Origin of the sequence: Halomonas sp. M20 (genome assembly GCF_020622265.1) — a bacterium.
Taxonomy (GTDB): Bacteria; Pseudomonadota; Gammaproteobacteria; order Pseudomonadales; family Halomonadaceae; genus Modicisalibacter.
On record NZ_JACNMQ010000007.1, the window covers coordinates 127,807 to 151,894 of the forward strand.

23 protein-coding genes and 1 pseudogene are annotated in these 24,088 nt (G+C 58.3%); 11 read left to right on the forward strand and 13 right to left on the reverse strand.

From position 1 onward, the window contains the following. Position 1 precedes the first annotated feature (1 nt). Entirely contained in the window at positions 2 to 913 is a 912-nt protein-coding gene (locus H7850_RS16110) for an AEC family transporter (protein ID WP_227370502.1), read from the forward strand. 365 nt (positions 914 to 1,278) lie between these two features. Here H7850_RS16110 and H7850_RS16115 read toward each other — a convergent pair whose 3' ends face one another. Next, on the reverse strand, positions 1,279 to 2,235 hold the full coding sequence (locus H7850_RS16115; protein WP_227370503.1) for a LysR family transcriptional regulator: 957 nt from the start codon (positions 2,233 to 2,235) through the stop codon (positions 1,279 to 1,281). Between the two features lie 93 nt (positions 2,236 to 2,328). On the opposite strand from H7850_RS16115, the gene H7850_RS16120 reads away from it, so the two are divergent. Further along, entirely contained in the window at positions 2,329 to 3,438 is a 1,110-nt protein-coding gene (locus tag H7850_RS16120; RefSeq protein ID WP_227370504.1) for a DMT family transporter, read from the forward strand. On the opposite strand, the gene trmB is transcribed toward H7850_RS16120, so the two are convergent. The 4 genes from trmB to H7850_RS16140 form a co-directional block, all read right to left on the reverse strand. Next, on the reverse strand, positions 3,336 to 4,061 hold the full coding sequence (trmB, locus tag H7850_RS16125) for a tRNA (guanosine(46)-N7)-methyltransferase TrmB (protein WP_227370526.1): 726 nt from the start codon (positions 4,059 to 4,061) through the stop codon (positions 3,336 to 3,338). The genes H7850_RS16120 and trmB overlap by 103 nt on opposite strands. Before the next feature lie 16 nt (positions 4,062 to 4,077). Then, complete coding sequence (locus H7850_RS16130; RefSeq protein WP_048307503.1) at positions 4,078 to 4,875, reverse strand: thiazole synthase; 798 nt, start codon at positions 4,873 to 4,875, stop codon at positions 4,078 to 4,080. A 25-nt stretch (positions 4,876 to 4,900) separates the two neighbouring features. Further along, entirely contained in the window at positions 4,901 to 5,101 is a 201-nt protein-coding gene (gene thiS / locus H7850_RS16135; protein WP_227370505.1) for a sulfur carrier protein ThiS, read from the reverse strand. Positions 5,102 to 5,171: 70 nt separating this feature from the next. Beyond that, complete coding sequence (locus tag H7850_RS16140) at positions 5,172 to 6,665, reverse strand: alanine/glycine:cation symporter family protein (protein WP_227370506.1); 1,494 nt, start codon at positions 6,663 to 6,665, stop codon at positions 5,172 to 5,174. 152 nt (positions 6,666 to 6,817) lie between these two features. Here H7850_RS16140 and H7850_RS16145 point away from each other — a divergent pair, with 152 nt between their 5' ends. Continuing rightward, positions 6,818 to 7,213: a DUF423 domain-containing protein gene (locus tag H7850_RS16145; protein ID WP_227370507.1), complete on the forward strand. Its 396-nt coding sequence runs from the start codon at positions 6,818 to 6,820 to the stop codon at positions 7,211 to 7,213. Here the strand turns inward: H7850_RS16145 and H7850_RS16150 are convergent. After that, positions 7,210 to 7,629: a PaaI family thioesterase gene (locus H7850_RS16150; RefSeq protein WP_227370508.1), complete on the reverse strand. Its 420-nt coding sequence runs from the start codon at positions 7,627 to 7,629 to the stop codon at positions 7,210 to 7,212. The two genes, H7850_RS16145 and H7850_RS16150, sit on opposite strands and share 4 nt — an antisense overlap. Before the next feature lie 166 nt (positions 7,630 to 7,795). Here H7850_RS16150 and H7850_RS16155 point away from each other — a divergent pair, with 166 nt between their 5' ends. Next, positions 7,796 to 8,119 carry a hypothetical protein gene (locus tag H7850_RS16155; protein ID WP_227370509.1) on the forward strand — a complete coding sequence of 108 codons (324 nt, stop codon included), beginning with the start codon at positions 7,796 to 7,798 and terminating at the stop codon, positions 8,117 to 8,119. A gap of 94 nt (positions 8,120 to 8,213) precedes the next feature. Here the strand turns inward: H7850_RS16155 and H7850_RS16160 are convergent, their stop codons facing one another. Continuing rightward, positions 8,214 to 10,415, reverse strand: coding sequence for a malate synthase G (locus H7850_RS16160; RefSeq protein WP_227370510.1), 2,202 nt, complete (start codon positions 10,413 to 10,415; stop codon positions 8,214 to 8,216). A gap of 203 nt (positions 10,416 to 10,618) precedes the next feature. Between H7850_RS16160 and H7850_RS16165 the strand changes: the two genes are divergently transcribed. From H7850_RS16165 to H7850_RS16175, 3 genes are read left to right on the forward strand one after another with little or no spacing between them, the layout of a single operon-like run. After that, the gene (locus H7850_RS16165; RefSeq protein WP_227370511.1) at positions 10,619 to 11,608 is read left to right on the forward strand and encodes an alpha/beta hydrolase; all 990 of its coding nucleotides are present in this window, start codon (positions 10,619 to 10,621) and stop codon (positions 11,606 to 11,608) included. Then, complete coding sequence (locus H7850_RS16170) at positions 11,605 to 12,084, forward strand: hypothetical protein (RefSeq protein WP_227370512.1); 480 nt, start codon at positions 11,605 to 11,607, stop codon at positions 12,082 to 12,084. The genes H7850_RS16165 and H7850_RS16170 overlap by 4 nt, the downstream gene beginning before the upstream one ends. Positions 12,085 to 12,105: 21 nt before the next feature. Beyond that, the gene (locus H7850_RS16175) at positions 12,106 to 13,212 is read left to right on the forward strand and encodes a pyridoxal phosphate-dependent aminotransferase (RefSeq protein ID WP_227370513.1); all 1,107 of its coding nucleotides are present in this window, start codon (positions 12,106 to 12,108) and stop codon (positions 13,210 to 13,212) included. A gap of 24 nt (positions 13,213 to 13,236) precedes the next feature. On the opposite strand, the gene H7850_RS16180 is transcribed toward H7850_RS16175, so the two are convergent. The 5 genes and pseudogenes from H7850_RS16180 to H7850_RS16200 all read right to left on the reverse strand — a co-directional run. Next, positions 13,237 to 14,289, reverse strand: a complete 1,053-nt coding sequence (locus H7850_RS16180) for a sodium:calcium antiporter (RefSeq protein WP_227370514.1) — start codon at positions 14,287 to 14,289, stop codon at positions 13,237 to 13,239. Next, a complete protein-coding gene (locus tag H7850_RS16185; RefSeq protein WP_227370515.1) occupies positions 14,289 to 15,824 on the reverse strand; it encodes a YifB family Mg chelatase-like AAA ATPase in 1,536 nt (511 codons plus the stop codon). Before H7850_RS16185 ends, H7850_RS16180 begins: the two co-directional genes overlap by 1 nt. A gap of 37 nt (positions 15,825 to 15,861) precedes the next feature. Beyond that, positions 15,862 to 18,360, reverse strand: a complete 2,499-nt coding sequence (locus tag H7850_RS16190; protein WP_227370516.1) for a putative bifunctional diguanylate cyclase/phosphodiesterase — start codon at positions 18,358 to 18,360, stop codon at positions 15,862 to 15,864. Between the two features lie 15 nt (positions 18,361 to 18,375). Beyond that, positions 18,376 to 18,843, reverse strand: coding sequence for a hypothetical protein (locus H7850_RS16195; RefSeq protein ID WP_227370517.1), 468 nt, complete (start codon positions 18,841 to 18,843; stop codon positions 18,376 to 18,378). A 559-nt stretch (positions 18,844 to 19,402) separates the two neighbouring features. Then, positions 19,403 to 19,642, reverse strand: a pseudogene (locus H7850_RS16200) (accessory factor UbiK family protein); the annotation flags it as partial. 249 nt (positions 19,643 to 19,891) lie between these two features. Between H7850_RS16200 and H7850_RS16205 the strand changes: the two are divergent. From H7850_RS16205 to glnK, 3 genes are all read left to right on the forward strand, one after another. Beyond that, positions 19,892 to 20,230: a P-II family nitrogen regulator gene (locus H7850_RS16205; RefSeq protein ID WP_227370518.1), complete on the forward strand. Its 339-nt coding sequence runs from the start codon at positions 19,892 to 19,894 to the stop codon at positions 20,228 to 20,230. A gap of 12 nt (positions 20,231 to 20,242) precedes the next feature. Next, positions 20,243 to 21,487, forward strand: a complete 1,245-nt coding sequence (locus H7850_RS16210) for an ammonium transporter (protein WP_227370519.1) — start codon at positions 20,243 to 20,245, stop codon at positions 21,485 to 21,487. Between the two features lie 136 nt (positions 21,488 to 21,623). Further along, positions 21,624 to 21,962 carry a P-II family nitrogen regulator gene (gene glnK / locus H7850_RS16215; protein ID WP_413614169.1) on the forward strand — a complete coding sequence of 113 codons (339 nt, stop codon included), beginning with the start codon at positions 21,624 to 21,626 and terminating at the stop codon, positions 21,960 to 21,962. 144 nt (positions 21,963 to 22,106) lie between these two features. Here glnK and H7850_RS16220 read toward each other — a convergent pair whose 3' ends face one another. Beyond that, entirely contained in the window at positions 22,107 to 22,883 is a 777-nt protein-coding gene (locus H7850_RS16220; protein ID WP_227370520.1) for a ferredoxin--NADP reductase, read from the reverse strand. A 149-nt stretch (positions 22,884 to 23,032) separates the two neighbouring features. Here H7850_RS16220 and H7850_RS16225 point away from each other — a divergent pair, with 149 nt between their 5' ends. Continuing rightward, entirely contained in the window at positions 23,033 to 23,959 is a 927-nt protein-coding gene (locus tag H7850_RS16225) for a LysR family transcriptional regulator (protein WP_227370521.1), read from the forward strand. Positions 23,960 to 24,088 lie beyond the last annotated feature (129 nt).

The window sequence follows — 24,088 nt, forward strand, 5'->3', positions numbered from 1 at the left end:
TATGTCCATCGACGAAGCGCTTGGACCGCTTTTCCTGCTGATACTGCTCGGCGCCTTTCTTGGCTGGCGCCGCTGGCCCGGCGACGCTTTCTGGCCACATCTCGAACGACTGATCTACTTTCTGCTCTTCCCCGCCATGCTGCTGGCGACCCTGGCGACAACGGATGTGTCTCAGGTGCCCGTGGCGCGCTTGGGCGTGGTGTTGCTCGGCAGCATGGCGGTTCTGGCCACGCTGTTGTGGACCTTGCGTGCTCGACTCAACCTCGATGCCGCCGCCTTTACCTCGGTTTTTCAGGGGGCAGTGCGTTTTAATACCTATGTCGGCGTTGCCGGGGCAGCCGCCTTGCATGGCAACGCCGGTGCTACCACGGCAGCCGTGGCAGTGGCCTTGATGGTACCGGTGGTCAATGTGCTCTGCGTGGCGAGCTTTGTCGCTGCGGGTACTTTAGGGCCTTCGAGTGTTGCCAAGAGCCTGTCGGCGCTGCTGCGCAATCCGTTGATCCTGGCCTGCCTGGGGGGCATCGTCCTCAATTTCAGTGGTATCGGGCTGCCTGGCTGGAGCGAAAAGACCGTCTCCCTTCTGGGGCGCGCCGCCTTGCCTTTGGGGCTAGTAACCGTGGGCGTGGCGCTGCGTCCTCAGGCACTGATGCGCCTGGATGCAGGCGTATGGACCGCCAACCTGACCAAACTGATTCTGATGCCCACCCTAGTGCTGGCACTCGCCATGGCGCTCGGCCTCGATCCGGTCAGTCGCGATATCGCCCTGCTGTTTGCCGCCCTTCCTACGGCCACCTCGGCCTATATCCTGGCGCGACAACTCGGCGGCGATGCGGAGCTGATGGCGGCGTTGATCACCGGTCAGACATTACTGGCGATGCTCACTCTTCCCGTGTGGCTTTTTTTGGTCGGGTGATTGTTAGGGAAACACTGAATATATGTCTGCATGGACGAATCGCTGCGTTGCGCGGTACTCGAAGCCTCGCCTAACCCCATGTTATGTCTCGCCTTCTGCGTACCGTGCGCCTTGCGCTTCATTCCATTCGCCGATTTATTCAGCGTTTCCTTAGAAGCAAATAAAAAAGATTCGCATTCCTCTTGACGCATCAAATGAGAATGATTATCTTGGCGGTGTGGTGTTCGCCAGACGCCACTTCCATCACAGAGAAGGCCGATCCAATATCGATTTCCCTGTCATGGTTATCTCCTCATCAAGCTAGTCACGGTCTTATACGGCGACTCCAATAGAGTCGCCGTTTTTTTATCCCATGAATTCCGCCATCAATTGCGTCGATCCCCCGAAGCGCCTCCGCGAATGGCGAAGGCGCTATTATCGGCTCGCTCGCCAGGCCAAGGGGCGCGCTGGTGAAAGCGCTCTCGCAACAGCGCTGCCAGGGCTTCCACCGCAGGCCGCGAGTCCTTGGCGATATTGCGTCCGAAATAGAGCTTGGCTTCGCCACCGATCAAGGGTGGCAGACCATCATTTTCATCCAGCACCCGCATCGCCGGGGTCAGGCGCTGGCGATCGAGAATACTGATGGCAAGCCCTGCTTCCACTGCGGTTTCCAGTGCATGAATGCTGGTGCTGGTGAACACCGCATACCAGGCGCGTCCGAGGGCTTCCAGGGCTTCGACCCCCGTAGCACGATACGGGCAGTTCACCGGGTGCAGCGCCAGCGCCAGCGGTTGCCCCTCATCCAGGCGCATCTCCCGGGGCGCCGCCCACACCGGGGCGGTGGTCCACATGGGCTCACCGCCCTTGAGCCGGTTCTGCCTGTCGAGCAGGATGGCGAGGGTCAGCTCACCACGCTCCAGCTGTCGGGAAAGCTCGCCGCTAGTGGCAGTCACCGCCTCGAGCAGCACGTTGGGGTGAGAGCCCAGAAACTCCGGCAGCACTTGCCCCACCAGCTCCCGGGCGTAGTCCTCGGGCAGACCGAAACGCACCTTGCCACTCAAGCCACGTCCGGTGAACCGTGCCAGCAGGTTATCGTGCTGACGCAACAGTTCCCGCGCCTCGCGCAACAGCGCCTCGCCTGCAGGCGTAGGGCTGACCCCGCGTGCTCCACGTATCAGCAGCTGCGTGTTCAAACGCTCTTCCAGACGCTTGATCTGCATGCTGATGGCGCTGATGGTGCGGTGACGCTGCTCCGCCGCTGCGGCCAGGGTTCCCAGTTGAGTCACCACCATGAAACTGCGCAACGATTCAAGATCCAGGGTTCCCAGCGAGGCTTCAGACATATTGAAGTCTCCTTACAAGAAATGTCGATTTATTGAACACTTTATAAGGTCCAGACTTGCCTCGCTACCATTCATCAGCGAGGGAGGCTGTTCATGTCAAACACTTACCGGCGCGAGCAGCATCTCGCGTTGCCAACACGGTCCATCAAGTGGCCATTGACCAGTGCCGTCGTGACCATAGGGTTCGTGGTGTGCTGGAGCAGCGGTTTCGTGGGCAGTCGCCTGGCGGTGGCCGTGGAGACGCCGCCGGTGGCGCTCTATGCCTGGCGTTTTGCCCTGGCAACGATGCTGGCAGGTCTGTGGTGGCTGTTCAGCACATTGCGTCATGGCGGTGAAACCGTCGGCTGGCGCGCCCTGACCCGGGAAGCAACGAGCGGCAGTCTGACCATGGGGTTCTATCTGCTGGCCATGTTGCTGGGCATCCAGCAGGGTGTGAGCGCTGGCGTAGCGGCACTGATCGGCGCCCTGCAGCCTCTTTTCGCGGCGGCGCTGGCGGCCCTGTGGCTGCATGAGATGAGTTCTCGCGCCCAGTGGCTGGGCATGCTGGTAGCAACCCTCGGCGCCGGTCTTTGCGTGCTGGACGATGCTCAGGGCATGGGTGGCGCAACGCCCTGGGCCTATCTACTGCCGATAGTGGCGGTGGCCGCGGTGACCCTGGGCAGCCTGATGACGCCCCGGCCCGGCGAGCGCAGCTTGTCCCTGCCGGCGCGATTGACCGTGCAGCTGGCCACCACCACCGTGTTGTTCTTTATCGCCGCCGGGCTGCTCGAGGGCGGTAACCTGACACCGCCGGCCCTGACCCTGGGCAATGTTTCGATCATCGCTTTTCTGGTGGTACTGGCGACCTTTGGCGGCTACGGCTTTTTCGTGAAGGGACTTTCGCACTTCGGGGTAACGCGGCTTTCGACGCTGATCTACCTGACGCCGGCGGTGACCATGGGCTGGGCAGCGTTGATGTTCGGCGAGCTGCCCGGCCTGCTGGGGCTTGCGGGCATGGCGGTGGTGGCGCTAGGCGTGGTGCAGACGCTGCGCGCTCGCCCGCATAACCGCAGCGGCGCCAACGTCCGTGCGCCCCGGCGCGAAGCCACGGCGCCCCAGGCTTATGTGGCGCGGGCGAAGATCAAGTCCCAGACGCCGTGGCCGAGCCGCTCGCCCCGGGCTTCGAACTTGGTCAATGGCCGAAACTCGGGCCGGGATACATAAGGAGTCGTCTGTGCCTCGGCGGTGTTGCGATACCCCGGGGCGCTTTCCATTACCTCCGCCATGTACTCGGCGTAGGCCTGCCAATCCGTTGCCATATGCAGCACACCGCCAGGCTTGAGGCGGGTACGTACCAGCTCGACGAAGGCTGGCTGAACGATGCGTCGCTTATGGTGCTTCTTCTTCGGCCAGGGGTCGGGAAAGAACAGCTGCACCGTATCGAGACTGGCCTCCGGGAGACAGCGGGACAACACCTCCAGCGCATCGTCGCGGTAGACCCGTAGATTGGTCAGACCGCGCTTGTCCGCCTCGTCGAGCAGCTTGCCGACGCCTGGCGCATGCACCTCGATACCGATGAAATCCGTTTCAGGATGCGCTTCGGCCTGTTCGACCAACGATGCCCCCATGCCGAAACCGATCTCCAGAACTCGCGGATGCGCTGCGCGACCGAACAGGCGGTCCAGATCCTGCAGCCCTTCTTCGACGCTCAGCCCCCAGCGTGGCCAGATCTCTTCCAGGCCGCGTGTCTGGGCGACGGTCATGCGCCCAGCGCGAAGCACATAGCTTTTTACGCCCCGCTTCGGTCGCGGGTTCGAGTCGTCGGCTGCTTGCGCCCCTTCATTCATGGTGTGATCTTCTGTTTCAAGCATTGATGCGTCCGGCCATGGGGGATGACGCCTCGGCGCGCTGTCGGCGTGGCATGCGACCAGCGAGAAACGCCTCGCGCCCCGCCTCGATGGCCTTTTTCATGGCCCCGGCCATGACGATGGGTTGGCGGGAGTGCGCAATTGCCGAATTCATCAGCACGCCGGAGCAACCCATTTCCATGGCCAACGCCGCATCCGAGGCGGTACCGATACCCGCATCCACCAGGATCGGCACCTCCGCATTTTCGAGGATGATGGCCAGGGTGTGCGGGTTGAGCAGCCCATTGCCGGAGCCGATCAACGAGCCCAGCGGCATGACCGCGCAGCAGCCGATCTTCTCGAGCTCCTTGGCCACGATCGGATCGTCGCTGGTATAGGCCATGACATCGAAGCCATCGCGTATCAGCTCTTCGGCGGCCTTCAAAGTCTCCACTACGTTGGGATAGAGAGTACTGTCCTCGGCCAATACCTCGAGCTTGACCAGGTTGTGGCCATCGAGTAGTTCCCGGGCCAGCTTGCAGGTCCGCACCGCTTCCCGAGCGTTGTAACAGCCGGCGGTATTAGGCAGCAGGGTATAACGCTCTGGCGGAATGGCCTCGAGCAGACTCGGCTCGTTGGCGTCCTGCCCAAGGTTGGTGCGACGCACCGCAAAAGTCACCACCTCGGTACCGCTGGCGGCAATGGCGGCCTTGGCCTCGTCGTAATCCTTGTAGCGCCCGGTACCCACCAGCAAACGCGAGGTAAACTTGCGCCCGGCGACATGCCAAGGTTGATCGATTGTTTGTACGGACATGGTGCCTCCTGTATTACAGCGACAATCAGCCACCACCGATGGCATGAACGATTTCAACACGATCGCCGTCGCTCAAGCTGAGCGCGGCATGCTGACTGCGTGGCACGATCTCTTCATTGACCTCGACGGCAATGCGTCGATCCGCAAGACCGAGAGACTCGATCAATTCGCTGACCGTGGCCCCGCCTTCGAACGCTTGAGGCTCACCGTTGAGCTGAATCTGCATGATGACCTCCGCACAGGCTGCAAAAATAGGTAAATCCGCTAAAATGCGGGCCGTTAGTGTAGCGCCAAATCTAGCTGTCGGCACTCTTGCGCTTCGGCGGCCAGACGTCCGAGTCGACCAGCTTCGGCTGCTTCATCACCTTAGGATCGAAGACCGGCTCGTCGTTCCCTTCCCGGCGCTGGCGTTCATAATCCTTGAGAAGCCGCAGACCCGTCGGCGACAGCAACAAGATAGCGATCAAGTTGGTAGTGGCCATCAATCCCATGGAAAGATCGGCAAAGTTCCAGACGAAGGTCAGCTGCGCCACGGAGCCGATCATCACCATGGCCAGCACCACCCAGCGCAGGGTGTGATCCGCCTTCTTGGCCTGACCACGGAACAGATATTCGATGTTGACCGAGGAGAAGGAGTAATTGGCCAATACCGAGGTGTAGGCAAAGAACAAAATAATGATGGCGATGAAGATTTCACCGAAACCGCCGAGATGATCGACCATGGCGTCCTGGGTCAGCTTGATGCCTTCGATGGAAGCGCCCGGGGAGCTGCTGAGCAAGGTATCGTAGACACCGGACATCAGGATCACCACGGCGGTACAGCTGCAGATCAGGAGCGTATCCACGAACACGCCGAAGGATTGCACCAATCCCTGAGCGGCGGGATGCTTGACGCTGGCCTGAGCGGCTGCGTTGGGTGCCGAGCCCATGCCGGCCTCGTTGGAGAACAAACCGCGCTTGATGCCGTTCTCCATGGCTACCTTGATCGAATAACCCACCGCACCACCTACCGCCGGGCCGTAACCGAAAGCACTCTTGACGATCAGCGCCAGCATGTCCGGCACCGCGGTGATATTGGTGATCAGAATCCACAGTGCCACCAGCAGGTAAGCAATCGCCATGGCCGGCACGATCTTTTCGGCAGTGCGGGCAACCGACTTCAGACCGCCAAAGATGACGATCGCCACCAGCACCACCAATACCAAGCCGGTGATCCAGTTGGGAATGCCGAAGGCACCGTTCATGGCCTGGGCAATGGTATTGGACTGAGCCGCATTGAAGGCCAGACCATAGGCGATGATCAGAAAGACCGCGAACAGCGCCCCAAGCCAGCGCCAGCCCAGACCTCGTTCGATGTAGTAGGCCGGGCCGCCACGAAATACGCCGTCTTCGTTGGAGTGTTTATACAGCTGCGCCAGGGCCGACTCGATGAAGGCGGTGGCAAAGCCTACCAGCGCCGTGATCCACATCCAGAAGATCGCTCCGGGACCACCGATCCATAGTGCAAGCGCTACCCCGGCCAGATTGCCGGTGCCCAGTCGTGCCGCCAGAGACGTCGCAAAGGCCTGAAAGCCGCTTACCCCTTCACCGGCACCGCGCGCAGTAAAGGTCACCTTGGCCATATGCCCAAATAGCCTGAACTGCATGCCTCGCGTCATGACGGTGAAGAAAAGCCCAGTTCCCAGCAGCAGGTACACCAGGATGTAGCTCCAGATGAAATCGCTGACCGGGTTCATGACCGCATAGATACCATCGCGCAGCGGCTCGATGAGTGAAAAAAGAGCTTCCATGGCATTATTCTCCTGGTTTTCCTGGGCCCGGCCCAAAGGATAGCGGCGCGAGCGGCGTCGCGAAACACCGCCAATAAAATGTTTTCATTGACGAGCACTTGAAAGAGAAATCCAGGAAAGGACGTCATGCCGATCAACGGAGGAGTATTGTCATGCAAGAACGTGCTGTCTGGGTCGCCACGGCCCTAAGTGGATTCATCCTGGTACTGGCCGGTGCCTTCGGCGCCCATGGCCTGGAAGGTCGCGTCAGTGAGCGCCTGCTCGCGGCCTTCGAGACCGGCGTACGCTATCAAGCCTGGCATACCCTGGCCATTCTCGCCGTGCTGATCTGGCGTCAGCGGCAGCCACTTCGCGGTCAGAAACTCGTGATGGGGCTATGGGGGGCGGGCATGGTGTTGTTTTCCGGCTCGCTGTACCTGATGACCCTGACCGGTATCCGCGCCCTGGGCATGATCACCCCCATCGGCGGCGTCCTGTTCCTGGCGGGCTGGCTGATGCTGGCCTGGGCGAGCTGGCGAAATCAGCTTAATGAAAGCGAGGGGCGTTAGTCATTGTCTTGATCGGGTAGCACATAGGTTGCCGTCACGATAGCCACCGGATCGTTGTCGCCTGCGGAGAACAGCTCGACCTCGCCCACTGCAAGTCGCCGCCCCAGCTTGATCACACGAGCGTTGGCGATCAGGTCGCGATCGCCCCGGGCACGACGCAGGAAATGACAGTTGAGATCCGTGGTCACTGCCATGGGTTCCGGGCCGATCTGCGCGAGTATCGCTACATATAAACAGACATCCGCCAACCCCATCATGCTGGGGCCGGAAACACAGGCGCCGGGCCTCAGATGCTCGTCCTCGATGGCCAGGCTCATGGTGGCGCGCATCTCATGAACGCCTTCGATGGTGCCTTGGCGATGGGGGAAGACCTCGTCAAGAAAATCCTCGATAGCAGCGGCAGTCATCACAGTCATCAACATGCTCCAAGCAACACGGACCCAAGCTGTCACGATAGCGTAACCGATAGACCCAGCACAGCTTTTTGCCATGAAACGCGATCGCAATGAATCAACGCAACGCCTTGTTCATTCCTTCACGTGCGCTCGGCTATACTCAATTGCCCCTAAAAGACACGGACATATGAAACCCATGATTCGACTTTCAAGCATTGCGGCCATCTTGGCTCTCGTCTCACTGCTTAGCTTTTCCGTTCAGGCTCAGGAGGATTCCTCTTCCAATACGTCAAAACCGCCGCCCACGGAAGACACCAAGAAGCTGAAGCAGGCGCTCGAGGAACCTGCTCCGGTGGAGGACGGCGCCAAGCAGGGACCAGGTGGTAAAGCCAAGCCGGAAGAGAACTGGTTTGGCTGCGCCCCGGATGAAGACAAACAGGAGCAGTCCTGTGACCAACAAGACGCTGCTGATGTGAAAGAAAAAGGAGACGACAAAAAGACGTCGCCCTGATCATGCAACACATCGCCACATATACATACAAAAGGCTTCGCCGAATCCGGCGAAGCCTTCTGATTGAACAGCGTACTGAACCGCGGCGTGTAGGTTACTTGGCCTTTTCCACTGCCCGCCAGTGATGCAGTAGCGGTTCGGTATAGCCAGAGGGCTGTTCGCGACCCTTGAAGATGAGATCCGACGCTGCCTGGAAGGCGGTGGAATCCTTCAGGTGCGAGGTCATCGGCGTGTAGGTCGGGTCGCCTTCGTTCTGCTTGTCGACCACTTCCGCCATGCGCTCCAGCGTCTTTCTGACCTGATCCTCGCTGACCACGCCATGATAGAGCCAGTTGGCAATGTGCTGACTGGAGATGCGCAGCGTGGCGCGGTCTTCCATCAAACCCACATTATGAATGTCCGGCACCTTGGAACAGCCCACTCCGTGTTCGACCCAGCGCACCACATAGCCAAGAATACCTTGGCAGTTGTTGTCGAGTTCCTGCTGTATATCTTCCACCGACCAGTCGCCGCTCTCGACCACCGGCACGGTCAGCAGATCGTCTAGCAGGTCCGGAAGCCCCTGCTCCTTCAGATCATGCTGCACGGCACCGACGTCGACTTGATGATAATGCAAGGCATGCAATACCGCGGCGGTCGGTGACGGCACCCAGGCGGTGTTCGCGCCAGCCTTGGGATGGCCGATCTTCTGCTCGAGCATGGCCGCCATCAACTCTGGCATCGCCCACATGCCCTTGCCGATCTGAGCCCGACCTCGTAAACCACAATCCAAACCAACCTGGACGTTGTTGCGCTCGTAGGCGCCGATCCAGGCAGCCCCCTTCATGTCGCCCTTGCGCAGCATGGGGCCGGCTTCCATGGCGCTGTGCATTTCGTCACCGGTTCGATCAAGGAAACCAGTGTTGATGAATACCACCCGGCTGGCGGCTTCATTGATACACGCCTTGAGATTGACCGAAGTGCGTCGCTCCTCGTCCATGATCCCCATCTTGAGGGTATTGGAGGGCAGGCCCAGCACCTCTTCAATCCGCTCGAACAGCGTATTGGAGAAGGCGACTTCCTTGGGGCCGTGCATTTTTGGCTTGACGATATAGACCGAGCCGGTGCGACTGTTATGCATCTGACCCTGCGCCTGGCCGTCACCTCCCAATATGCGCGTCTTCTTCAGATCGTGCATGGCGATCAGGCTGGTAACGATGCCGTCGAGCAGCCCCTCGGGTACCTCATTGCCCGCTTCATCGAGCACCGCCGGATTGGTCATCAAATGACCGACGTTACGCACAAACATCAACGAACGCCCGGGCAGATCAAGCTCGCTGCCGTCCGGGCGCAGGTAGTGGCGATCCTTGTTGAGGCGGCGGGTATGGCTCTTGCCCCCTTTGTCGATCGTCTCTTCGAGATCGCCGCGCATCAGTCCTAGCCAGTTGCGATACACACCGACCTTGTCCTCGGCGTCTACCGCCGCCACGGAATCCTCGCAGTCCATGATGGTAGTAATGGCGGCCTCGACCAGAACATCCTTGAGATGGGCCGCATCGGTCTTGCCGATGGGATGTTCGGCGTCGAACTGAAGCTCCAGGTGCAGGCCATGCTGGGTCAGCAGAATGGCGCTGGGCGCAGAGGCCTCCCCCTGATAGCCGATCAGCTGATCCGGTCGCTCGAGGCCGGTTTCGCGGCCATCCTCCAGAGTGACGACGAGCTGGCCGTCGCGCAGCGCGTAGCGCACCGCATCGCGATGAGAAGCACTGGACAGCGGCGCCGCCTGATCGAGCACGTTGCGGGCATAGACGATGACCTTGGCGCCCCGCTTGGGATTGTAGCCACCGCCAATCTCCGCACCGTCTTCTTCGCTGATGGCATCGGTGCCGTATAGCGCATCATACAGGCTGCCCCAACGAGCGTTGGCGGCATTCAGCGCGTAGCGGGCATTGCTTACCGGCACCACGAGCTGTGGGCCTGCCTGGACGGTGATCTCTTCGTCCACGTTGGCGGTACTCACTTCCACCTTGGCGGGAGCATCCACCAGATAGCCGATTTTCTTGAGAAAGGCGCGATAGGCAGCCAGATCGCGTATCGGGCCGGGATGTTCCCGGTGCCAGGTATCGAGCTCTTGCTGCAAGCGTTCGCGCTCTTCAAGAAGTTCGCGATTGCGCGGTGCCAGATCATGAACCAGGGCATCGATGCCGGTCCAGAAAGCATCGGCATCCACACCGGTACCGGGCAGGGCTTCATCGCTGATGAAGCGATCGAGTTCAGTGGCCACCTGGAGACGATGGCGAGAGATGCGGTCAGACATGAAAGAAACTCCTGCTGCGGCTGCTAGCTATCGCCGGCTAACCAGCGATAGGCAATTCGTTATGACAAAGACGCCTATGAAAATAACGCCCACATGGTACCTGAAAGCGCGCTTGAGGTGCGCTTCACTTGACCAATGACGTAGAAGGTCTTTCGTTTTCCTGATGGATTCAGGCTAGCATGGGGGCGTACAGGGAGAACTCGATGATCGACTTCACACCATTGCAAGCCTTAGGCCCCTTGGCCTCCATCGCTGAACCAAAGTCTTCGTCATTGATTCATTATCTTGATCACTATCAGTTGACACCATTACTGCACGACAATATCGGCTTTTATGCAGGGTTCGTCGATACCGAGCATTATCGCCTATGGACCCAGCTTTGGTCACCACCGGAACCTCGCGGCACGGTTTTCGTCGTGCATGGCTATTTCGATCATCTAGGGCTCTATCGCCATTTGCTTGAATGTTTGCTGGCCCGAGGATTGCGGGTCGTCCTGTGGGATCTTCCGGGCCATGGCCTGTCCAGCGGCGCCCGGGCGACCATCGATGATTTTCAGGAGTATGGCGCATGTTTGCAGGCCTTGCAGCATCACCTGCTGCTGAACAACCTGGCTCCACGGCCCTGGATCGGTATAGGCCAAAGCACCGGCGCCGCAATTCTGGCCACGGACGCCCTGGCGCAGGGCGCGGATTCACCCTGGCAAGCGCTGGTCCTGCTGGCGCCTTTGGTGCGCCCCTGGGGCTGGAACCAGGCGAACTGGTTGCACTGGTTGGCAAGCCCCTTCATCGGCTCCATTCCCCGCACCTACCGTCCCAACTCGACGGATACGGAGTTCGTTGCATTCCTGCGTGAGAACGATCCGCTTCAGACTGATCGTCTCACCTTGAGCTGGGTGAGCGCCATGCGCCGCTGGATGACGCACCTCCTCGCACTGCCATCAAGTGACGTTCCGACTCTTATTCTACAAGGAGAACAGGATTTGACCGTGGACTGGCAATGGAATCTTGATGTACTGCAACGCAAATTTCCCGCAGCACAGGTGCATTATCATCCCGAGGCACGTCATCATCTGGTCAACGAAACCGATAGCATTCGCGAAACGCTATTTGCCGAATTGAACGACTTCCTGATCAGGATCGAACAGGAACCTCATTTCTCTTCTTCTGGAACACATCATTCCGCCTCGTCATGACGATAAAACCACTGTGCTGTTTATTACTGATCGGTATGCTTGCAGGTTGCGCAAGCGCACCACAAACCCCGCCCCAGCGCCAGGCGCTATATGGGCTGGGAGAGCGCGCCGCTCAAACCATTGTCGATGAACCGGGCTGGTCTGCCGAGAATATCGTGCTGCTGCTGGCGCGCCCGGATATCGATATGAGCCTGGAAGTCGACACCGAGTATTTTCGGGAAACCTTGACCCGGGCACTGCTGGCCCAGGGCGGAGGGCCACAGGTGCTCAACTGGGTGCCGTCCATGGCGGATGCCACCACGCCAGACAACCAGTGGCTGCTGAAAACCCGTTTATTGGCCGAGGGGCCGGCACTGACCCTCTCGGATCGCGAACTGCGCCCTTATCGTCTGGAACTTGCGCTTTATAGGCCCGGCAGCGCTACCCCGCGCTGGCGCTGGAACATCGATGGCGCACTGGATGTCGACGCGCTGTAGCTTTCTCATTCAGGAGTCAACATGCCTCGCTATGCACGCCACCTTTACTGCGATGGGCCCCACAACCCCTTTCCCGGCCTCAAGGCACTGGAACGACGACTGGGCCGGGAAATACCGCACCGGCTGGGGTCCAACGAAGGGTTGGACATGCCCCATGAGGCGCTGACTCAACGCTTTGGGGGTGAGGTGGCGATACTGGCACGCAGTTACAGCGATGCCGAGGCTTTCGGAGTGCGCCAGCGCTTATCGACGCATCTGGCTAGCCCTCTGGACACGCTACTGGTGGATGCCGGCGCGGATAGCCTGATCGCGCTTGCGCTCAGGGCAACCTGCGAGCCCGGCAGTGTGGTGATTGCCAGTGCCGGGACCTACCCCACCTTTGGCTATTTTGCCCTTGGTCAGGGATGCGATCTGCAGGAAGTCCCTTACAAGGACAGTCCCGGAGAGCTGGCACCGGATCTGATGGCCCTGGCGGAGGCCGCCAACTACCATCGCGCTCGGCTGGTCTATCTGGCCAACCCGGACAATCCCGGTGGCCATCTGCATGAGAATCATGCCATTGCCGCCTTGCGTCAGGCGCTGCCAGAGGAGTGCACGCTACTGTTGGATGAGGCCTATTTTGATTTTCGCCCAGATGCCTCGATGGCAAACAGCAATGAGGCCTGGCCCGGCGTGATTCGAGTGCGCACCTTCTCAAAGGCTCATGGCCTTGCCGGACTGCGTATCGGCTATGCCATCGCCGCGTCACAATGCCTCGAGATGCTGCAGAAAGTGAGAATTCACTACGCCGTATCGTCTCTCGCCCAGGCGGCTGCCGAGACCGTACTCGATCATAGTGATGAGGTGCAGGCCCACATCGATGCCGTGATCGACCGTCGAGAGCGTCTGACGCGCTGGCTACGCGAGCTGGGCGGCGATGTCACCGACAGTGCCACCAACTTCATCGCTTTGCGCATGCCAAGCGCCGACTTAGCCGCTCAAGTGCATGCTGAACTGCTCGACGCCGGCAGCCTGATTCACCGCCCGCCCCACCCCGCGCTAGGCCATGTACTGCGCATCAGCGCCCTGGAGGATGCATTGAAACCGGGGCGCCTGGCTGCATTGGAGAAGGCATTAGGCAGCAGCTGACGCTGGAGGAGGATGACCCTCACCTCACCCTGCGTCCTGGCTACCGTTGAACAGCACCATCGCCACGCCGGCAACATAGCAGGCGATGATCGCCACGCTCTCGAAGCCGATACGCCCGGGTCCCTGCTCCTCGCGGCGTATCAGCCCCATGATCAACACCCCGGTCATGAGTAGCGACAAGGCGACCCACAGCGAGACCGAATCCGGCACCACGTGGTAGATCGAGCCGCCGCGATAGGCGATATCCGAGGCGGCGGCAAACAGGGTATCAAACGCATTGCCACCAATGATGCCGGCTACCGCCAGGGTCAAGGCACCGCGCCGCACTGCGGCAATCGTGGTGACGAGTTCCGGCAATGAGGTGGCAACGGAAGTCAGCAATACCCCCACCGCAGCCTGACTAAGCCCTGACTCCTGAGCGATGACCGACGCGCTGCGCTCGAGTACGAAACCGGAGATTCCCAAGATGGCAGCCAAGAACGCGAACAACAGCCACAGCGAGGTCAGCGACTGCTGCAAAGCCTGCTCATCCGGCTCATCGACCTTGGTCTCCCGGGTGCGAGACGGTCGCCACATGGGATTGGCTTGAGCCTTGCCTACCAGATGCAGGCCATAGACATAACCGATAAACAGCAATGGGGTGATCGGATGAACGTTCCAGAAGGTCACTTCCGGCGAAAAGCGCCCTATCAGCAACAACGACAGCATGCACAGCAGTAACGTGCCCTGCATGAGGTTGCCAATGGAAGCCGCCGCATGTTCGAGATTGGCGCGCTTGTAGGCAATATCCGCTGCGGTCAGAAACAAGGTCTGCACCGCGATGCCGCCAAGAGCGTTACTCATGGCAAGCTCCGGCTGGTCACGCAGCGCTGCACTCACCGACAGCACGATCCCGGAAAGCGAGGTTGCCATGCCCATCAGCACCGCCCCCGCAATCGCCTCGCCCAGCCCGGTGCGATCCGCCAGATCGTCGACGATATGCGCCAGGCGCGTCCCTACCACCCCAATGACTGCGGCAAACGCCACGAATAGACCAATAGCCAAGGACAGGGGCATATCGTTCAAAAATGACAACATCAAATACTCTCTTGGTTTTTCGGGGCTGCACTAATACCGCGTAAACGATCGAGTTGTCGATAACCTATGGCTTCCATGAGATGCGCCCGAGTGGGGCGCGACTCGCCTGCCAGATCCGCCAGGGTCAGTGCGACGCGCAGTACGCGATGATAAGCCCGGGCCGAAAGCTTGAGCCGAGTCAGCACGTCAGCCAGCCAGGCGCGCTCGTCGCTGCCCAGGGCGCAGACCGCTTCCAGCTCACGCCCTGGCAAGCGGGCATTGAGCGCACCTCGGGCTTGTTGGCGCTGGCGTGCGGCAAGTACGCGCTCGCGTACCGTCGCGGAGCTTTCACCAGTGGTGGGGGCCGTCAATTGATCCGCCGGCAGCGCGGGGACTTCCACCTGCAAGTCGATACGATCGAGCAACGGACCGGATAGCCGGGACTGATAGCGCTGTATCTGCGTCTGAGTACAGACACACGTCTGACGCGGATCGCCAAGATGACCACAAGGGCACGGGTTCATGGCGGCAACTAGCTGAAAACTTGCGGGAAAGCAGCGTTGATGACTGGCCCGGGCAATATGAATGCGCCCGGATTCCAGCGGCTCTCGCATTACCTCCAGCACGCTGCGATCGAACTGGGGTAGTTCATCAAGAAAAAGTACACCTTGGTGTGCCAGCGAGATCTCGCCGGGGCGAGGTTTCGAGCCACCGCCTACCAACGCCACGCCGCTGGCAGTGTGATGAGGAGACCTGAAAGGACGCTCCCCCCAGCGCTCGAGCAGCCCAAGACCACAGACCGAACGAATCGCCGCGACCTCGAGCGCCTCGGCATGGGAGAGCGGCGGTAGAATCCCCGGCAGCCGGCTAGCGAGCATGGTCTTGCCGGTGCCAGGTGGGCCGGCGAACAGCAAGTTATGTCCGCCAGCCGCCGCGACTTCCAGCGCACGACGCGCCTGATACTGGCCGCGTACGTCGGCAAGATCCTCGCTGGGGCTGTCCGGCAATGCCGGCATGGCAAGCCGGTGGGGCGTGATGATCTCGTGACCCAGCAAATGCGCGACCACCTGGCTCAAATGGTCTGCGGGTAGCACCGCAAGATCACCGGCTAGAGCCGCTTCGTTGGCATTGCTTGCAGGCAACAGCAATCGTCGTCCCGCTTTCTGAGTAGCCAGGGCAGCGGGTAAGGCGCCATTGATCGAGCGCAACCGCCCATCCAAGGCCAGTTCCCCCAGGCACTCGAGCCCTTCCAGGGCGGACACAGGAATCTGCTCGGACGCCACCAGGATACCCAGGGCGATGGGCAGATCAAAGCGCCCGCCCTCCTTGGGCAAATCAGCAGGCGCCAGATTGACGGTAATACGCCGGGTAGTAGGGAAATCGAAGCCGGCATTGAGCAGAGCGCTGCGCACACGCTCACGGCTTTCCCGAACCGCGGTTTCCGGCAGGCCTACCAGGGTCAAGCCCGGCAACCCGTTGGAGAGATGCACTTCGACCAATACTTCCGGCGCCTCGAGGCCCAACCCTGCGCGCGTGGTAACGATGGCCAATGCCATGAATATTCCCTAGTTTCGTTTTGTTGGATGTGTCCCGTTACAACACGCTCGATGTCCTTCCCATCGATACGGCAAACGTTTCACTGGCAATACCGCTTTTCAGCAGCTTGGTCATTTCGAGCGCGGGTAGAGGGCGACTTAGTAAATAGCCTTGAAGCGAGTTACATCCTTCTCGAGCAAGCTGTATTGCCTGCTCCTGCGTTTCGACACCCTCAGCCGTCGTCTCGAGACCCAGGCTGGCGGCAATGAACAGGATTGCCAATACGATTGCCTCATCCTGCGGGTCTATCAGCATGCCTTGCACGAAACTCTTGTCGATCTTGAGCTTACCGATTGGAAGCCCGCGCAGAAGGCTCAACGATGAGTAGCCGGTGCCGAAGTCATCCAGGGAGATGGTAATACCCTTACGCTGCATTGCGCTCAAATGCTCAATGACTTCGGCATTGACCTTCATCAACGTGGTTTCGGTGATCTCAAGTTCAAGAAATTCCGGCTTGAGGCCTGTATCGGCCAATACCCGATCGACGATCAGCGGAAGCTCCTGGCGCTGCAGCTGTATACCGGAAACGTTCACCGAGACGGTTATTGGAGGAAGCCCCGCCGCCATCCATGCACCGGTTTGACGACAGGCTTCATGCAACACCCACTCTCCGATCGGAAGAATCAGGCCGCAATCCTCAGCGATAGGAATGAACTGATCCGGCGAGATAATCCCGTGCTCGGGATCATTCCAGCGCAGCAGAGCTTCTACCCCCGTCATTTCACCTGTTTCAGTGCGTACCTGGGGCTGATAATAGAGCTCAAATTCGCTGTTCGAAAGTGCTCGCCGTAATCTACTTTCCAACGATAAGAGTTCGGTGGTCATCAAGTTTTGCGAAGCGGAATAGAACTGGAAGTTGTTACGCCCCTGCTCCTTGGCGTGGTACATGGCAGCATCCGCGTACTTGACCAGATCAGTCACCTCCGCGCCGTCGTCGGGAAACAGCGAAATACCAATGCTGGTACCGATACACAGCTCATGATTATTTAGATAGATCGGGTCCTTCATTGCCTTAAGAATACGTGTCGCGATCTTTGCCGCGTCTCCGGCACCTTTAATATTTGGCAACAGGATGACGAACTCATCGCCCCCCAGGCGAGCGATCACCTCGGAGGTATCTGGATATGCCTCGCGATAGATGAAATCTTGCAGGCGAAGGATCTCTGTCAAACGGGCAGCCATGTCCTTTAGCAGCTGATCGCCGATCTGATGCCCCAGGGTGTCGTTGATGCGCTTGAAGTTATCCAGATCAAGAAACAGGATCGCCATTTGCGTATTTTCTCGGCGGGCCAGCGAGACCATGTGCTGCAGATATTCATGAAACATGAGCCGATTGGGGAGCCCCGTAAGACTGTCGTGGTAGGCCAGACGCTCGATCTTGTGCCGTGACGTTTGCAGATGAAGCCCCATTTCTTGAAAGCTCAACGCCAGTAGGCCAAGTTCGTCGCTGGAGGACAACGGGATTTTCGGCGTCAGGTTGCCGCTACCGATTTCGCGAACCGCATGCATCAGCTGTTTCAACGGTCGAACCATGAGCAGGTTCATGGCTATCAGCAGCGCAACAATCATCAGCACCACGGTGCCAAGGACGATCCAGACAATGAGCTTTTCCAGACGCTGACTCTCCGCCAGCAGCTCCGATTCCGGTAGCACACCGACCAGTGCCAGGTCTTCATGCAATCGACGGGTGGCCAACATGACTGGTTCGTCTTGATAAGCAACTTGCAATAGCTGCTTACGGCCATCCGCGCTCCAAACTGTTTCCAAGAGTTGCGAGGGAAGATACTCGCCTATCTGAGAGGGATCTTGATGGAACAGAATCTCGCCAATCTTGTTGACGATGAGGGTATGACCGGTTTCGCCGATTCGACTGGCCGCCATCTGTTCCCTCATGAAATCCAGCGTCATGGTAACGATCAAATAGCCGCGAAGCACCGGTTCTGCACCTAGAGGGTCTTCTGTCGCCAAATTGCTCAGTCGGATAGGCCGTGCGACCTGCATAGCCACCACATCAACATCGGATCGGATAGAAACGCGACTCATCGTCTCGCCGTCAAACCGGGAAAGGGCCTTGAAGAAGGGTGTCTCACCCTCATTCGTCATGGAATTCGGCATTGGCTCCAGAGTGGCCCGAGCATCCTCATATCCGTCCGGCAACAAGAACCGAATTTCAGTGTAGTCCGGGTAAGCTCGTAGATAGCTGGTAAAGAGCTTTAATAGCGAAGGAAGCATCAATACATAGCGCTCTTCTTCGTCTTCGGTCAATGCATAGGTGCGCATCAAAGAAGCATCGGCAAACAGTTGGATATTGGCCTCGGCAACGTTCTGATGCATCTGGAAGCTGCGTGCCAGTTGGTCCATCAGAGTCGTCATCTGATTGGAGCTGCGCTCGATCCCTGATGAGCGCAATTGATCATAGGCAAGCCATCCCAACATCAGCAGCGGAATGACTGCTAGTGGCACGACGACCAGTAGGACCTTGGCATGAAGGCGCATCGATATGATCCAGATTTAGTAAGCGAGCCGCGAAAAAATCTCCGCACGGATTTTTTGTGCATGAGCGGGCAAGCGATAATAGGTTTCCGTTTTTTCTAATGCCTTTTTACTAGGATAGATGACCGAATCGCTCTTGAATGCGACTGGCATGAATTCTTCTGCGATCCGATTGGAAATAACCGTTTTTTCTAGTGCTTCCAACCAGCCGCGCTTAGCCAGAATTCGTATCGAAGCGCCGATGACCAACGCTTCATCGAAGCTCTTACCCTCAATCTCTAGCAGCAGCTCATCCCGACCAATATCGGAGTCGAAATGGCGTTGTTTCAACTTGATGCCGGTGCGCTGTTCGAATTTGATCAGAATTTCCGGATTCATGTAATCCGGCCAAGTAAAGAACACTAGTTCGGTCGTGGCCGCTGCCTTGGAGATAGGCCCAGCAACAAGCAAAGAGAACACTACCCATGCGACTTTAGATTTATTCAACTTGTTGGTACCTGTCGATTACTGGCCAAAGGTCGCCATCATCAAGGAGCCCGCGAGTGTCGACTCGACTAAAAAGTATAAATAGGATCCTGAATGGCCTGGATTGCCATCGGTATTCGACATAGAACGCTTTCATCCAGCACCTCATAAATCAGCAACTGGACATAAAGCTTTATCATTATTGATACAGGATATAGTTCTTCAACGATAGAGCAATCGACGAAGGACCATGGAAGAAAGGGTGCCAAACATCGTGACGATACATTTGCCACCCCGCTAAAGATGATTATCTTTTCGGTGGAATAGTGCTATCGGAACTACCGGAGCCAGAATCAGTATTGCCGACACTCTTTGCGGTTGTCGGCGTTCTGGTATCGTTTGTCTTCTTGGCACTCTTCGTCGTGTCTTTTGTCGAAGAATCCTTGGCTGAAGGATTCTTGGTCGAGACGCTGGGGCTCTCTTTTTTGAACTTACCGCTTTGTGTCTCAGATTCCGGCGCTGGCGGTGCCACACTATCGGCGGCTACGAGTGCCGGCGATGCTGCCACGCCGTTCTTCTCGTCCAGGGCGGCTTCAAGTGCCCCAACCTGTTTTTCAAGTGCCTCGACGCGGCTGCGGGTACGCTGAAGCACATCCATGAGAATGTCGAAATCCTCCCGGGACACCAACTCCATGCGTTCGAAAGCGCTACGCATGGCGCCTTGCACGGTGCGCTGAATTTCTTCCGGGGCACGGGATGCATCCTGCAAACGCTCACCAAACTGCTGTGCCAGTCGGCTGAACGGATCATTGCCTGTCATGTGATGCTCCTTTAATCGATGAACTATACCCAAAGCATACGCAAGGATGATCTGACGTGCATGCGTCAAACAGGTGCAGAGCGTTGAATACGTCGTCTTTCGCGGTGCATAAGCCGTTACCGTCCCGGCGCACGAGGCTTGCAATATCCGCAGGAAAGCAGTTTTAGCGTTTGAAACGCAAGGAAAAAATCAAGACCGGCACGCGGCACGCATTGTATTACCCCGAGACGTCATCGGGAGAAACGAGAAATGAAACTCATCACCGCCATCATCAAGCCCTTCAAGCTCGATGATGTTCGCGAAGCCCTGGCCGATAGTGGTGTGCTAGGCATCACCGTCACCGAGGTCAAGGGCTTCGGACGACAGAAAGGTCATACCGAACTCTATCGAGGGGCGGAGTATGTCATCGACTTTTTGCCCAAGGTGAAGATCGAGATCGCCGTGGACGACGACCGGGTCGAAGGCGTGCTCGACGCCATCGTGCAATCAGCTAACAGCGGGCGCATTGGTGACGGCAAGCTCTTCGTCACCCCATTGGAAGATGTCATCCGCATTCGAACCAGTGAACGCGGACCCGACGCAGTCTAGGAGACGATAACAATGCCAGAACTCAATTACGCGCTTGATACATTCTACTTTCTCATGTGTGGCGTACTGGTCATGTGGATGGCGGCCGGCTTCGCCATGCTGGAAGCAGGCTTGGTACGCTCGAAAAATACCGCAGAAATCCTGACCAAGAACATCGTGCTATTCGCCATCGCCTGCACGATGTATTTGCTGGTCGGTTACACCCTCATGTACACCAGTAGCGGCAGCGGCATTCTACCCAGCCTGGGTTTTCTGATCGGCGAGGAGAATAGCGTCGATGCGGTACTTGCTGGCGGCGACGATGCGCCTTATTACTCTGCCCGGGCGGATTTCTTTTTTCAGGTGGTCTTTGTCGCCACCGCCATGTCGATCGTCTCCGGGGCGGTAGCCGAACGCATGAAGCTCTGGGCCTTTCTGGCTTTCGCCGTGGTCATGACCGCCTTCATCTATCCTGTGTCCGGCTTCTGGACCTGGGGTGGTGGCTGGCTGTCGGAGATCGGTTACTCGGATTACGCTGGCTCGGGCATCGTGCACCTAGCCGGTGCTTCCGCCGCGCTCGCCGGTGTGCTGGTACTCGGTCCACGCCGGGGTAAATACAGCAAGAATGGCGCCATCTATGCCATCCCCGGGGCAAACATGCCCTTGGCGACCCTGGGCACCTTCATCCTGTGGATGGGTTGGTTCGGCTTCAACGGTGGCTCGGAGCTCAAGGTCTCCGATGTCGGTTCTGCCAACAACGTGGCGCAGGTATTGCTCAATACTAACGCCGCAGCTGCTGGCGGGGTGATCGGCGCACTGGTGCTAGCCAAGCTGTGGTTTCGCAAGGCGGATCTAACCATGATTCTGAATGGCGCCATCGGCGGTCTGGTCGCGATCACCGCGGACCCTCTCTCGCCCACGGGGCTCGGTGCAACATTCATCGGCGCCGTTGGCGGCGCGCTCGCGCTGGTGGGCATCGTTGCACTGGACAAGCTCAGAATCGATGATCCGGTTGGCGCCATCTCGGCCCACGGTATCGCCGGCATCTGGGGTGTGATGGTGGTGCCTTTCACCAATAGCGACGCGAGCTTCGGCCCCCAGTTGATCGGCACCGTCGCCATCTTTTCATGGGTGTTCATCGCCAGCCTGATCGCCTGGTTGATCCTCAAGGCGGTCATGGGCATCCGCGTCAGTGAAGAGGAAGAGTACGAAGGGGTCGACCTGGTCGAATGCGGTCTGGAGGCCTATCCCGAATTCATAGTCGGCGGCAACCGATGAGCCCCCACACACTAGTGAGCTGGCGTGCTCCTACTGGCCCTCTTCGGAGGGTCTTTTTTATTCGTCGGGTTGGCGGTGTATGCTTTATGCCCATCACGACTGCAAACTCGACCCCTGGCCGCGAGGACTATCTCTCATGAAACTGGTGACCGCTATTATCAAGCCCTTCAAACTCGACGACGTGCGTGAGTCTCTTTCCGAGATCGGCGTGCAGGGTATTACCGTCACCGAGGTGAAGGGTTTCGGCCGGCAGAAAGGCCACACCGAGCTGTACCGTGGTGCGGAATATGTCGTCGATTTTCTACCCAAGGTCAAGCTAGAGGTCGCCGTGGACGACGAGATGGCGGAACAGGTCATTGATGCCATCACCCAAGTGGCTAATACAGGCAAGATCGGCGACGGCAAGATCTTCGTCTCGGCGCTGGAGCAGGTCATTCGCATCCGTACCGGTGAGACCGGCAAGGATGCGGTGTGATAGGCCACATACTCAGGTGGCTCTCTTTACTTCAGCAAGATCGGCGACGGCAAGATCTTCGTTTCGGCGCTGGAGCAGGTCATTCGCATCCGTACCGGTGAGACCGGCAAGGATGCAGTGTAATAGTCTTTACCGCCAAAAAGGTTATTTTTCCACGAAAGCGCGCTCGATGACGTAGTCACCGGGCTCGCCCATGCGGGGTGAAATCTTGAAGCCGAGGCTGTCAAGCAGCGCGCTGGTATCGACCAGCATGGCCGGGCTGCCGCAGATCATGGCGCGATCCTGGCGTGGGTCAAGGGCAGGAATACCCGCATCCTCGAACAGTTTTCCCGTGCTGATATGATCGGTCAGACGCCCCATGGTATGAAACTCTTCCCGGGTCACGGTCGGGTAATAAATCAGCTTGTCACGAATTTCTTCGCCCAGATATTCATGATCTGGCAGCGTCTTGCTGATGAAGTCCGCATAGGCTAGTTCGTTGACATGACGTACGCCGTGTACCAGCACGATCTTCTCGAAACGTTCGTAGACTTCCGGGTCCTGGATCAGACTCATGAACGGCGCAAGCCCGGTCCCGGTAGAGAGCATATAGAGATTGCGACCGGGCAGCAGATCATCGGTAACCAGAGTACCCGTCGGCTTACGACTGACCATGATCTGATCGCCGACTTTCAGGTGCTGCAACCGGGAGGTCAAGGGGCCATCCTGCACCTTGATACTGAAGAACTCGAGATGATCCTCGTAGTTGGGACTGGCAATCGAATAGGCTCGCATCAGCGGCTTGCCCTGTACTTCCAGACCGATCATCACGAACTGACCATTTTTGAAGCGTAGGCTACGCTCTCGCGTGGTACGAAAAGTAAATAACGATTCATTCCAGTGATGAACACTGAGCACGTCTTCCAGCGCGAACTTGCTCATAATATCTCCGATACATATATCTTTAAGTTATATAAATAATTTCAATGTCATGGTTCGATTATATGCTGTAAATAAATATCTGTTAAATGGTTTATATGGATAACCCTTATCTAAAATACAGATATCAATGAGCATTCTGGATATCCGTCATGCGCTACAGCCTCCGCCAACTCGAGGTTTTCGTTGCCATCGCCCAACACGAGAGCGTTTCCCAAGCCGCCCGAGCATTGGCGCTCTCTCAATCCGCGGCCAGCACCGCCCTGGCCGAGTTCGAACGGCAGTTCGATTGCCAGTTGCTCGACCGTATCGGCAAACGCCTGAAGCTCAACGCCCTGGGCTTTCAGGTGCTGCCCAAGGCAGTGGCACTACTCGATCGTGCCGAGGAAATCGAGGAGCTGCTGAGTGGTCAGCGCGGCGTGGGCTCGCTGGACATCGGCGCAACTCTCACCATCGGTAATTACCTGGCCACGCTGCTCATCAGCGACTTCATAAAACGCCATCCGGGCAGCCGGGTACGTTTGCAGGTACGCAATACTGCGATGATCATCGAACATATCGTTCAGCATGAACTTGATCTGGGCCTAATCGAAGGCGATTGCCAGCATCAGGATGTTGTCATGCAGCCTTGGGTAGAAGACGCCTTGACCGTCTTCTGTGCCCCGGGGCATCCGTTAGCCAGGGCCGGTGAAGCAAGCCTGGACAGACTGCTGCGCGAAACCTGGATCATGCGTGAACAGGGCTCGGGGACGCGTTTGACGCTCGAGCAGGCGACCCGCCATCGTCGTGGGCGCTTCGATATCCTGCTTGAACTGGAGCATACCGAAGGCATCAAGCGCGCGGTGGAATCAGGTCTGGGCATCGGCTGCGTGTCGCGCTTGGCGCTTCGTGATGCCTTTCGTAGAGGCAGCCTGGTGCCGATAGCAACGCCGGAACTCGACCTGCGTCGCCAGTTCACCTTCATCTGGCATCGGCATAAATACCTGACGACCGGCATTCGTGAATTTCTACGCCTGTGTCAGCAAATGACCGAGGACATCCAGCGTATCGATGAGATCGAGCTGCCACGGGTGCCCTGAATGAACCGGCCCGGGCAATTGCCCGGGCCGGTTCGCTTTTCGGTGTCGTTATCAGACCCATTCACTTTCCTGATGGTTGGCGGTTTCCTCGTTCGAGGATGACAATACCAATGGCGCCTTGCCCTCCCG

Excerpts from the sequence above, each read along its gene's own strand:
- H7850_RS16210 (WP_227370519.1), top strand. The coding sequence starts at position 20,243 with ATGCCAGAACTCAATTACGCGCTTGATACATTCTACTTTCTCATGTGT.
- H7850_RS16225 (WP_227370521.1), top strand. The coding sequence starts at position 23,033 with ATGCGCTACAGCCTCCGCCAACTCGAGGTTTTCGTTGCCATCGCCCAA.
- H7850_RS16220 (WP_227370520.1), bottom strand. The coding sequence starts at position 22,883 with ATGAGCAAGTTCGCGCTGGAAGACGTGCTCAGTGTTCATCACTGGAAT.
- H7850_RS16205 (WP_227370518.1), top strand. The coding sequence starts at position 19,892 with ATGAAACTCATCACCGCCATCATCAAGCCCTTCAAGCTCGATGATGTT.
- H7850_RS16175 (WP_227370513.1), top strand. The coding sequence starts at position 12,106 with ATGCCTCGCTATGCACGCCACCTTTACTGCGATGGGCCCCACAACCCC.
- trmB (WP_227370526.1), bottom strand. The coding sequence starts at position 4,061 with ATGAATGAAGGGGCGCAAGCAGCCGACGACTCGAACCCGCGACCGAAG.
- H7850_RS16150 (WP_227370508.1), bottom strand. The coding sequence starts at position 7,629 with ATGACTGTGATGACTGCCGCTGCTATCGAGGATTTTCTTGACGAGGTC.
- H7850_RS16185 (WP_227370515.1), bottom strand. The coding sequence starts at position 15,824 with ATGGCATTGGCCATCGTTACCACGCGCGCAGGGTTGGGCCTCGAGGCG.
- H7850_RS16190 (WP_227370516.1), bottom strand. The coding sequence starts at position 18,360 with ATGCGCCTTCATGCCAAGGTCCTACTGGTCGTCGTGCCACTAGCAGTC.
- H7850_RS16170 (WP_227370512.1), top strand. The coding sequence starts at position 11,605 with ATGACGATAAAACCACTGTGCTGTTTATTACTGATCGGTATGCTTGCA.
- thiS (WP_227370505.1), bottom strand. The coding sequence starts at position 5,101 with ATGCAGATTCAGCTCAACGGTGAGCCTCAAGCGTTCGAAGGCGGGGCC.
- H7850_RS16160 (WP_227370510.1), bottom strand. The coding sequence starts at position 10,415 with ATGTCTGACCGCATCTCTCGCCATCGTCTCCAGGTGGCCACTGAACTC.
- H7850_RS16165 (WP_227370511.1), top strand. The coding sequence starts at position 10,619 with ATGATCGACTTCACACCATTGCAAGCCTTAGGCCCCTTGGCCTCCATC.
- H7850_RS16140 (WP_227370506.1), bottom strand. The coding sequence starts at position 6,665 with ATGGAAGCTCTTTTTTCACTCATCGAGCCGCTGCGCGATGGTATCTAT.
- H7850_RS16130 (WP_048307503.1), bottom strand. The coding sequence starts at position 4,875 with ATGTCCGTACAAACAATCGATCAACCTTGGCATGTCGCCGGGCGCAAG.
- glnK (WP_413614169.1), top strand. The coding sequence starts at position 21,624 with ATGAAACTGGTGACCGCTATTATCAAGCCCTTCAAACTCGACGACGTG.
- H7850_RS16145 (WP_227370507.1), top strand. The coding sequence starts at position 6,818 with ATGCAAGAACGTGCTGTCTGGGTCGCCACGGCCCTAAGTGGATTCATC.
- H7850_RS16155 (WP_227370509.1), top strand. The coding sequence starts at position 7,796 with ATGAAACCCATGATTCGACTTTCAAGCATTGCGGCCATCTTGGCTCTC.
- H7850_RS16120 (WP_227370504.1), top strand. The coding sequence starts at position 2,329 with ATGTCAAACACTTACCGGCGCGAGCAGCATCTCGCGTTGCCAACACGG.
- H7850_RS16115 (WP_227370503.1), bottom strand. The coding sequence starts at position 2,235 with ATGTCTGAAGCCTCGCTGGGAACCCTGGATCTTGAATCGTTGCGCAGT.
- H7850_RS16180 (WP_227370514.1), bottom strand. The coding sequence starts at position 14,289 with ATGTTGTCATTTTTGAACGATATGCCCCTGTCCTTGGCTATTGGTCTA.
- H7850_RS16110 (WP_227370502.1), top strand. The coding sequence starts at position 2 with ATGTCCATCGACGAAGCGCTTGGACCGCTTTTCCTGCTGATACTGCTC.